12 protein-coding genes are annotated in these 9,192 nt (G+C 55.5%); 6 read left to right on the top strand and 6 right to left on the bottom strand.

All coding sequences use genetic code 11. The features are described from left to right. The 3 genes from MOY_RS17615 to MOY_RS14690 form a co-directional block, all read left to right on the top strand. A partial coding sequence (locus MOY_RS17615; RefSeq protein ID WP_009101228.1) for a hypothetical protein occupies positions 1 to 287 on the top strand: 287 nt, incomplete at its 5' end. A 157-nt stretch (positions 288 to 444) separates the two neighbouring features. Then, positions 445 to 714 carry a type II toxin-antitoxin system Phd/YefM family antitoxin gene (locus MOY_RS14695; RefSeq protein WP_009101227.1) on the top strand — a complete coding sequence of 90 codons (270 nt, stop codon included), beginning with the start codon at positions 445 to 447 and terminating at the stop codon, positions 712 to 714. Further along, positions 715 to 1,014: a type II toxin-antitoxin system RelE/ParE family toxin gene (locus MOY_RS14690; RefSeq protein ID WP_009101225.1), complete on the top strand. Its 300-nt coding sequence runs from the start codon at positions 715 to 717 to the stop codon at positions 1,012 to 1,014. A gap of 71 nt (positions 1,015 to 1,085) precedes the next feature. Here the strand turns inward: MOY_RS14690 and MOY_RS14685 are convergent, their stop codons facing one another. Continuing rightward, positions 1,086 to 1,907, bottom strand: coding sequence for an aldo/keto reductase (locus MOY_RS14685; RefSeq protein WP_009101223.1), 822 nt, complete (start codon positions 1,905 to 1,907; stop codon positions 1,086 to 1,088). A 258-nt stretch (positions 1,908 to 2,165) separates the two neighbouring features. Between MOY_RS14685 and MOY_RS14680 the strand changes: the two genes are divergently transcribed. The 3 genes from MOY_RS14680 (at position 2,166) to MOY_RS14670 (ending at position 5,242) form a co-directional block, all read left to right on the top strand. Further along, entirely contained in the window at positions 2,166 to 2,798 is a 633-nt protein-coding gene (locus tag MOY_RS14680) for a hypothetical protein (protein ID WP_009101221.1), read from the top strand. A gap of 156 nt (positions 2,799 to 2,954) precedes the next feature. Beyond that, complete coding sequence (bla, locus tag MOY_RS14675; RefSeq protein ID WP_009101219.1) at positions 2,955 to 3,839, top strand: class A beta-lactamase; 885 nt, start codon at positions 2,955 to 2,957, stop codon at positions 3,837 to 3,839. A 74-nt stretch (positions 3,840 to 3,913) separates the two neighbouring features. Beyond that, a complete protein-coding gene (locus MOY_RS14670) occupies positions 3,914 to 5,242 on the top strand; it encodes a serine hydrolase domain-containing protein (protein WP_105208855.1) in 1,329 nt (442 codons plus the stop codon). A gap of 53 nt (positions 5,243 to 5,295) precedes the next feature. On the opposite strand, the gene MOY_RS17610 is transcribed toward MOY_RS14670, so the two are convergent. From MOY_RS17610 to MOY_RS14650, 5 genes are all read right to left on the bottom strand, one after another. Next, on the bottom strand, positions 5,296 to 5,427 hold the full coding sequence (locus MOY_RS17610) for a putative transporter small subunit (RefSeq protein WP_210403928.1): 132 nt from the start codon (positions 5,425 to 5,427) through the stop codon (positions 5,296 to 5,298). An 87-nt stretch (positions 5,428 to 5,514) separates the two neighbouring features. Continuing rightward, a complete protein-coding gene (locus MOY_RS14665; protein WP_009101215.1) occupies positions 5,515 to 7,167 on the bottom strand; it encodes a sodium:solute symporter family protein in 1,653 nt (550 codons plus the stop codon). Positions 7,168 to 7,588: 421 nt separating this feature from the next. Further along, positions 7,589 to 7,924: an AzlD domain-containing protein gene (locus MOY_RS14660; protein WP_009101213.1), complete on the bottom strand. Its 336-nt coding sequence runs from the start codon at positions 7,922 to 7,924 to the stop codon at positions 7,589 to 7,591. Then, positions 7,921 to 8,643: an AzlC family ABC transporter permease gene (locus tag MOY_RS14655; RefSeq protein WP_009101211.1), complete on the bottom strand. Its 723-nt coding sequence runs from the start codon at positions 8,641 to 8,643 to the stop codon at positions 7,921 to 7,923. The genes MOY_RS14660 and MOY_RS14655 overlap by 4 nt, the downstream gene beginning before the upstream one ends. Beyond that, complete coding sequence (locus tag MOY_RS14650) at positions 8,640 to 9,170, bottom strand: helix-turn-helix domain-containing protein (RefSeq protein WP_009101210.1); 531 nt, start codon at positions 9,168 to 9,170, stop codon at positions 8,640 to 8,642. The genes MOY_RS14655 and MOY_RS14650 overlap by 4 nt, the downstream gene beginning before the upstream one ends. Positions 9,171 to 9,192 lie beyond the last annotated feature (22 nt).

The following is a 9,192-nucleotide window of genomic DNA, read 5'->3' as shown; positions in this document are numbered from 1 at the left end:
TTTATAATCTAATCATAATGGTAGTCGTGTTCAGCACCTTCCTTTTCTTAATGTTAAAGGAAAGGAATGCACCTGACTCAAATCTAAAGTTAACGTTAGACAGGCTGGATGAGAAATACAGAAACAGAGAGAACAACCAAGAAATAATGGAAGAAATCCGTTCTTACGATATATGGAATGGATTTAGTGGAAGAGCCATTAAGTCTAACTTGCCTCTTATATTCGGCACTATATTCTGTGTTTACACAGCAGTAGAGCACGCTGCTAATGCGTTCAGCTGGTGGTAACACATAACAAGTCAATTAACTTCGCGCCTTCGGCGCCGGACAGCCTACATTATGCTTCGCTTCATTTCGGCTGCCGGTTATTGAGGCGTTATGTTTCTTGACCGCACCTGTTAACTGGTGCTGTTAATGGTGCCATGTCGTTGGCCAGGTAATCAGTATGCAAGTGAAATTTTCCGAGGATGTCATTCCTCTATCAGATCTGAAGATCAATCCCGGAAAGGTGGTTGGTCGAGCGCAAGATACGCATCGCCCAATCCTGCTCACCAGCCGTGGCCGCGGTATAGCTGTTGTTCAGGGGCTCGAGGATTATGAGAGAACCGCAGAGGAACTGCGGTTTGTAAAGGCGGTGGCGCAGGGGCTTATGGATGTTCGCGAGGGTAATACCGTATCGTTGGAGGACGCTAGGAAAACGCTGGGTATCGAGTAAATGGAATTACGCATCGCACAGTCCGCTCTTGAGGACTTACAGGCTATTCAGGAGTATTACAAAGAGCAGGATGTGCCACATATCGGTGATGATTTCGTGACTGCTATCCTGGAGCACTGTGAAATGCTTCAAATCCACCCAGATGCTGGTCGAGTTGTTCCTGAATTCAGCATGGATCATATTCGCGAACCGATTCACGCGCCGTTTCGAGTTGTCTATCTCAGGCAGGCTAAAGAAGTTGTGCTCATACGAGTCTGGCGGAGTGAGAGGCAGCTCGAATTACCAGCAAGCGAAACATAGCCAAGCCATTCACTCGCGAGTCTGTCTTTGGGGGGCTGGTTTAGCAACACCTTTGAAAGGTTCACGCTTGGTCACACCATCATTAAACCCTGCTTGCGTGTTGGCGGCGGATAGGCGGCATCAATATCTTCCAGATCCTCTTCGTCGAGTCTGACGTTATCGGCCTCAGCGTTCTGTTTGAGGTGATCTAGGTTCACAGCTTTCGGAATGGCAATTACCCCAGGGTGGCGCAGCGCCCAGGCGAGCGCCACTTGCGCGGGGGTGGCGCTGTGTTTGTCGGCGATGCGTTGTAGGGCGGCGTTATGCAGCAGCGCGCCGCCTTGCCCGATGGGGCAGTAGGCCATCAGAGGCATGTTTTGCTGTGCCTGCCAGGGTAGCAGGTCGTACTCAATGCCGCGTGCTTCGGGGTTGTAGAGCACCTGATTGGTGGTACACGCGGGCGCGTCTAGCTCGGTTAGGTCGTCAACGTCAAAGTTTGATACACCCCAACGCCGTATCTTGCCCTGCTCGCGCAACCGCTCAAACGCTTCCACGGTTTCGCTCAATGGGTACTGGCCGCGCCAGTGCAGCAGGTAGAGATCAATCGTGTCGGTGCCCAATCGGCGCAGGCTGCGCTCGCAGGCAGCTTGAACACCCTGGGTGCTGGCGTTGTGCGGGTAAACCTTGCTGACCAGATACACCTCATCGCGCCGCTCGCGGATCGCTTGGCCAACCACCTCTTCGGCGCCGCCTTCGGCATACATCTCGGCGGTATCAATCAGCGTCATGCCCAGGTCTAGGCCTGCACGCAGCGCTCTCACCTCCGCTTGGCGCTGCCCGGCATCCTCGCCCATATACCACGTGCCCTGGCCGATACGGGGTACGCTTGCGCCGCCTAGCTCAATCGTCTGCATGTCTATCTCCTGTGGTCGTTGTTCAAGGTAAGGTAGTTGATATTAGTGAAGCTCATTGCATCCCAGCGTCCTGTTGCGACCACACTAATAGCCGCCGAGGCCATTGATATTAATGAAAATGGCGGCCAATTCCGCGCTCTATCTAGAACTCTGCTACGGTTAAAGGGCGCTATGCGTATCTAATGCTTACTGTTTCGGTGCGCTTAGCGTTGTATATGCCAATGTTTGGTACTCATCTCAACAGATAAGGACATTTTTATGATCAGAACCACAATGGTTGAGCTATCTACCATCGAAGCCGCTGCTTACCGTCAGAAGCTTCGCGGCGGCCATGCTGGCATTGTTATCATGCGCTACGACACTGAACAGCCGGGCATCGCCACCATCAACCGCAAGTCGGGGGAACCCGACCCTTCACATAATACTGATCTGAAACTGTTCCCCCTTGAGGCCTTTAAGGAGGTTATGGAGCTTACTTCCGGCATGCCCTATTCGCGGCGCGGGAAAGTCAAACTCAGCGGTGAAAAAGAGGATGCCAGCGCCCAGGAAGAGACCGCTGAAGAGCTGGCAACGGTAGACAGCGCTGAGTATGAAGCGATAGTGAAGACCTACACTAACCGTAAAGGCGAGTTATCCTACGACCTGATTAATAAGGACTTTATTCAGTTCGCCAAGTCGAGCAAGACCGTCACCGACATGGTTGCCAACCACGCGTCAGTTGATGATATCCGCGATCACGTGGTGAAAGTGAAACTAGAAAGCATCACCGGCAACCGTGATTTGACGGTGGCACAAACACAGCGCATCGTTGAGATGCTTGATGAAGTCAGCCCACGGAATGTATTCAAAGAGTTGAATGACGAAATCCGTAAAATGCTCGCCAACCGTTAAGCAGGTAGTTGCTTAGACTGAGTGTTGAGAGTTCGTCATTCAAAATAGTCGTTAAAGAAATAATTAGGGCCAGTGAAATGCTGGCCCTAATGCTTTGTTATAGTTTGTGTTCAAAATATATTGTCTTCTTTACTGTGACTCTCAGAGATTATAACCATGCCTTACTCTGTTCCATTACGCTGGCTACGTTTTGCACTATTGGTATGCCTACTTATTATTCCTGTCACGATGATAGCCCACAAGGATCCTGTGAGAGCGGAATTGCAGCGTATTGAACAGGAACTTGAGGCACGTATTGGCTTTGCCGCCCACAACTTTGCCACGGGCCAGCGCTGGGAAGTGAACGCGGATGAGCGCTTTGCGATGTCCAGTACGTTTAAGACCTTGGCCTGTGGCGCACTGCTGGCGCAGGTGGATGAAGGGCAGCTAGCGCTGGATACTGAGGTCAGTTTTGCGGCGTCGGAGCTAGTAACCTATTCGCCGGTGACCGAGCAGTACGCGGGCCAGCAGCCGATGACACTGTTTGAGCTGTGTGATGCCACCATGACCACCAGCGATAACACCGCCGCTAACCTAGTGCTTGAGGCACTCGGCGGGCCAGAAGCGGTTACCGCGTTTGCGCGTAGCATGGATGACAGCACCACCCGCCTAGATCGCTTTGAAACCGAGCTAAATGAAGCTACGCCAGGAGATAAGCGCGACACCACCACACCCAACGCGATGCTGGCCACGTTAGAAAAACTGGTGCTGGGTGATGTGCTAACGCCAGAGTCTCGGCAGCAGCTTGAAACGTGGATGAAGGGCAATGCGGTGGCCGATGGCCTGTTTCGCGCCGCTATGCCGGACTGGGCAATTGCGGACAGAACCGGCGCGGGTGGTTATGGCTCACGCTCGATTACCGCGATTATTTGGCCGCCGGAGCAAGCACCCACGGTGGTAGTGTTTTATATCACCGAAACCGAGGCGTCGTTTGAAGCGCGTAATGCAGCGATTGCGTCTCTCGGTGAGGTGATTCAACAAACCCTACAAGGCCAGCAATAAGCGCAGCGGTTCTCGCTATACTGAGGAGCATGCTTGTTCGGTGCTGTACCGGGCGGTTGATCAAGGAGTGAATCATGCCAAGGTATTGTTTTTCTATGCGCTCGGCGCTGCCTGCCGTGCTGTGCGCGTCCGCCGTGCTTGCCCAGGGGGCGCAGGCGGAGGTGCTAAGTGCCGAGGCGTCTGACCCTAAGCGTTTAGGGTGGATGCAGGGCTTTCCACCGCCGCCAGAGCGCATCATCGGCCAGCCGGATTCCAACTACTTCAGCTTTCCCAAAATGCGCTGGACGGTGTGCCACTTTCGCGAGCTGTTGCCTACCAAGCAGGTAAGCCGTGGGTTAGGCGCGCCGGTGCCGTTTAGCTACGCGCTGGATGATGGGATTAACGATGTGACGTTCACCCCCATTGGCGGTAGCGAGCCAATGACCTGGCAGGCTGCGCTGAACGAAAACTACACCGATGGCGTGCTGATTCTGCACCAGGGGCAGGTGGTGTACGAAACCTACGCAGGCTGCTTGGATGAGGCGGGCCAGCATGGCGCCATGTCGGTGACCAAATCCATGACCGGCCTGCTGGGTGAAATTCTGGTGGCGGAGGGCGTGCTGGATGAGCAGGCGCTGGTGGGAGAGATCATCCCCGAGCTAGCGGAGAGCGCCTTTGGCAATGCCACGGTGCAGCAGCTTTTGGAAATGACCACAGGGCTTGCGTTTAGTGAGGAGTATAGCGACCCCAGCGCGGAAATCTGGGCGTATAACGCGGCGGCAAGCCCGCTGCCTAAGCCAGAGGATTATACCGGGCCGCGCACCTACTATGAGTACCTCGCTACCGTGCAGCCAGAAGGCGAGCATGGGCAGGCGTTTGGCTATAAAACCATCAACACTGATGCGCTGGGGTGGGTGATTGCACGCACGACCGGTGAGTCGGTGGCATCGCTGTTGTCATCGCGCATCTGGCAGCGCATGGGCGCCGAGCAGGATGGCTACTTTACGGTCGATTCTATCGGTACGTCGTTTGCAGGCGGCGGGCTTAGCGCGGGCCTGCGTGATTTGGCTAGAGTCGGCCAGCTCGTATTAAACGAAGGCGAGATAAACGGCGAGCGGCTATTTCCAGCGGCAGCGGTAGAACGCATTCGCCAAGGCGGCGATAGGCAGGCGTTTGCACAGGCAGGCTACCGCTATTTACCCGGCGGTAGCTACCGTGGCATGTGGTGGTCGCTGCATAACGAACATGGCGCCTTCGCGGCGCGTGGGGTGCATGGGCAAACCATTTATATCGACCCCACTGCCGAGATGGTGATTGTGCGCTTTGCCTCGCACCCGGTGGCGGCCAACGCCGCTAACGACCCGACCTCGATGCCAGCGTATCAGGCAGTGGCGGAGTATTTGATGGAAAAGGCCCAGCCCTAAAATGGGCCCTTAAAAAACAGCCTTAGTTGGCTATTTAGTTAACCGAGTGGCGCTTACACCAGTTCGCGCTTCTCACGCTTAGCGACGCGTATGTCTTTTACGGTAGCGATGCCGATAACCGCGAAGATGGCGAGTGATATCAACGGCCAGATCAGTACATATAACGCCAATATAAAGGTTTGCATGTGCTTTCCTATTCGCTAGCTGGTGCGTTTCGGCGCACCAGCAGTGGAGTGATTTCGGCTTATCTCACAGAGCTTATTTTCAAAGGCTTAGCTCTGAGTAGCCGGTTTGGCCGGGTCGTAGTTGATCACTTTCTGATCAATCTGCGAGAAGTCGAACTTGCTCGAACTCATCAGGCTGACCGCGATGCAGACAATCGTGCTAACGCCGTAGGCCATCAGTGAAGCCAGCAGCACCGTGTAGTCCCGCAGGAAGCCAACGCTGAAGTAGGCCAGCACGATGGCGCAGAGTGTGCCGAACACCAAACCTACCCGGCGTCCGCAGAACCCGAACGCCATCAGGCCGAGCACCACGCCACCGCCCACAGCGGCGAGTAATTCAAATAGCCCGCCGACGACGCCGACCAAGGGCAGCAACTCAAAGCGTGCGACGCAGAACATCACTAGGCCCGCGATCACCGCGGAGGTGAAGGCCGTATTAGTCACTCGATCCCAGAAGCAGCTGGCGATAACCGGGAACACAATCGCGCCCCAGAGTGCGCCGACAAAGACCAGCATGATCAGAATATCCATCGAGAAGCTGGCGAGAATCACCCCGATCAGCGTTGCAACGATCATGGTCAGCCTGCCGATAAACAGCATTTTGGTCGGGTCGGGTTTGTTTTTGGCGATGTTCTTGCCGTACACATCGGCCATCACAATCGCTGACATGGCGGAAAGATCCGAGTCGGCGGTAGAGGAGAGCGAGCCAATGACCAGAATAAAGAACAGCGCGATAAACACCGGCGAGAGGTACATCGACACCATTTGCGGAATCAGGTTGTTCATGTCGCCACCGATGGGCTCCATACCGGTCATCAGCGCCATCAAACCAATCATGCCCAAACCAATAACAATCGCACCGTAACCAATGGTCGCGGTAATAAAGGTCGGCTTGATATGGTCTTCACGCACGGCGAATAGCCGCTGGGAGATAGTCTGGTTACCAATCGCGTAAGCCAGCACCGCCACAAAGAAGGGCGCGCCTTGATTAAGGATGGCGTCCATCGAGAACAGATTTGCCTGCTCTGGCGTGAGGAAACTCATGCCATCCGACAGCGTTTGCGGGCCGCCGAGGGCGAACATCACCGCTGGAATAATCAGAATGGCGACGGCCATCATGGCCATTAGCTGAGCAAAATCAGTCAGCACCGAGGCGCGGAAACCCGACCATAGCGTATAGCAGAGCACCCCGACCCCAGCGATGATTACCCCGGCCTGGAAAGAGAGGGGCGAAAGTACCGAGACCAACGCGCCGGAAGCCGTGAAGTTAACCATCAGGCTGATGATGCTACCCAGGATATTAGAAGAGGCAAGGATCAGCTGGCTGGAAGAGCCATGGCGAGCATGGATAAGCTCACCCAAGGTGTGCGCGTTGGGCGCCAGTTTGCGAAAGCGACGGCCAAAGGGGTAGATGAACAGAATCATCAGTGCGCCCCACAGCCCATAATGCAACGGGCCGGAAATGCCGTAGGTATAACCTGAAGTGGCGGCGCCGTAGAACGAGGCTGCCCATATCCAGGTGGCGGTCATGCTGGCAGCGCCCAGACCAAAGCCGATCTGATGATTGGACACCATAAAGGCGTCAGTATTTTCCTTTTTCTTTTTAATCAGCAGGGTCAGCAGATATGTGCCGCCGTAAAAGAACACCAGCAAAGCGAGGACAGTCACGGTCGAGAATTGATAGAAATTTTCTTCGTTCATTGAATACCCGTAGGCTTTGCAGCCTTAGCATCCTAAATAGCAACCAGAGCTCCATCGACGGAGTGGCGCCAGAGGACGTAAGCAAAAAACAGATCATCTTTCTAGGTATGTCTGTGGCGAGATGTGACTGCGGTTGGCAGTCTGGTCGTGCATGTGTCAGGCGTTGGAAGCGCCTTAATAGAGGGGTCGGATTAACGCACACAGTGAGCTGGAATAAAGCGCAGGGAGGGGCGAACCGGATGGCTACCCTACTCCCTTAGGCACGAACAGTACAGGCGGAGCCCAGCTGAGCGGCTGAAGTAACGTTTGGAACATTATGATAATGCGCTGCTGCAAAGCATCTATTTTTTGGTAGTTTGATGCCTTTTGAGGCTTGCTCATCCAGCGATCGGCTGCCCATTAGCGTTAATGTTGATAGCGGTTATATTAGCGCTGCCCCCACCTCCACTATCCCAAATACCGCTACCCCAGCGGCTACCGGCCAGCCTAGCGAGCGTAGCCGCCACCATGTGAGTAAGGTGGCGCTCAGCCCGATAACGGTAGCGAACCATGAAATGGCGCTGGGGTTGACCGGCACAATAGAAACGCCCAGCACCCCAGCAATCATCAGCGGGCCAAGAATGCCCAGCCATTGGGGCATGGCGCTCATATCGGTATCGCTGCCCAAGCGGCGCTGCATCCACAAGAACGGCACGACGCGCATCAGCAGCGTGCCGAAGGCGCATATCAGTACGGCGAGCCAGAGTCCGGTACTCATTGTGGGCGCCTCCCTTTTTGAAACTTCACGGTGTAAAAGCACAGCGCGCCGCAGGCGGCGCCTAGCGGAATAGCCACGTTGCTGCCGCCTACAAGGGTTAGCCCAAGCGCGGCTGCAATGGTAGCCCCCATGGCAGCGGCCCACCGCTTATTGGTAAAGCGCGGGGCTACCATGGTGAGAAACAGCGCGGGAAGGGCGAAGGGCATAATCTCACCTAGCAGCGGCCAGCGGGCGGTAAACGCTTCACCGGCGGTGGCGCCTACCATCGTAAACACTACCCATGCCGCCCAGACAAAAAGCGATGCCCCTACAAACCAGCAGAAGCGCTTGGCTTCGGGCAGTTGGGGAAGCCGGGTGAGCGCGAGCGCAAATACTTGGTCGGTCAGGCCGTGCATTAACCAGGGCCAGTGGCGGCTGCGCGGCAGCAGGTGGGCAAGGTTAGGGCCATACACCACGTGGCGCACGTTGATCAGCAGGGTTAAGGCCACCACTAGCCACAGCGGCGCGCCGGTGGCGATCATGCCCACAAACAGAAACTGCGAAGCACCGGCGTAGATCAGCAGCGAGATCGCGGCGGCCTCTAGCGTGCTAAACCCCGCTTGGCTAGCGACTAAACCAAACGACAGCGCCACCGGAATATAGCCGCCCAGCAGCGGAATGGCTTCCCGCACGCCTTGCAGGGTGCTTCGCCCAGGAGAGTGGCTAACAAGCTCGCTCATGGCGTGTTCCTCTGTGTGCCGTAGGTCACGGTGAGTAGCATGGTGGCCTCGCCGTCATGGGTGCGGTAAAGGTGTGGTTCGTCGGCAGGAAAGGTCACGCTTTCACCGGGGGCGAGTGCCGTGGTAGCACCTTCTGGGCCGGCTTCTAACCAGCCGCTAATCAGCGTTAAGGTTTCCTGAGTGCCTGGCGTGTGGGCTTCCGCATGGCGCAAGGTGTGGGGCGCGCAGCGCATCCAGTAGGCATCCACTTGGGGTGAATCTTTGCCTTGGTCAATCAGTTGAACCTGAACGCCATCTTCTCCAAGGGGCATCGTGATAGGCGCCACCAGCGTGCCAAACGGTACATTGAGCTGTACGGCTAGCCGCCAAAGAGTGTCCAGCGTGGGGTTGCCATTACCTTGTTCCAGGCGGCTTAAATTGGACTTGGCGATTCCTGCTGCGTTAGCCAGGTAAGAGAGCGACCAGCCTTGCGCTTGACGCAGTGACTGTAAATGCTGGCCTAGGGTACTTAGTGAGTGTTCATCCATTTTATTATCTCGTTGTTCCTTT

The sequence above is a fragment of the Halomonas sp. GFAJ-1 genome (genome assembly GCF_000236625.2).
GTDB lineage: Bacteria > Pseudomonadota > Gammaproteobacteria > Pseudomonadales > Halomonadaceae > Vreelandella.
This window is presented reverse-complemented; position numbering and strand designations above follow the sequence as displayed.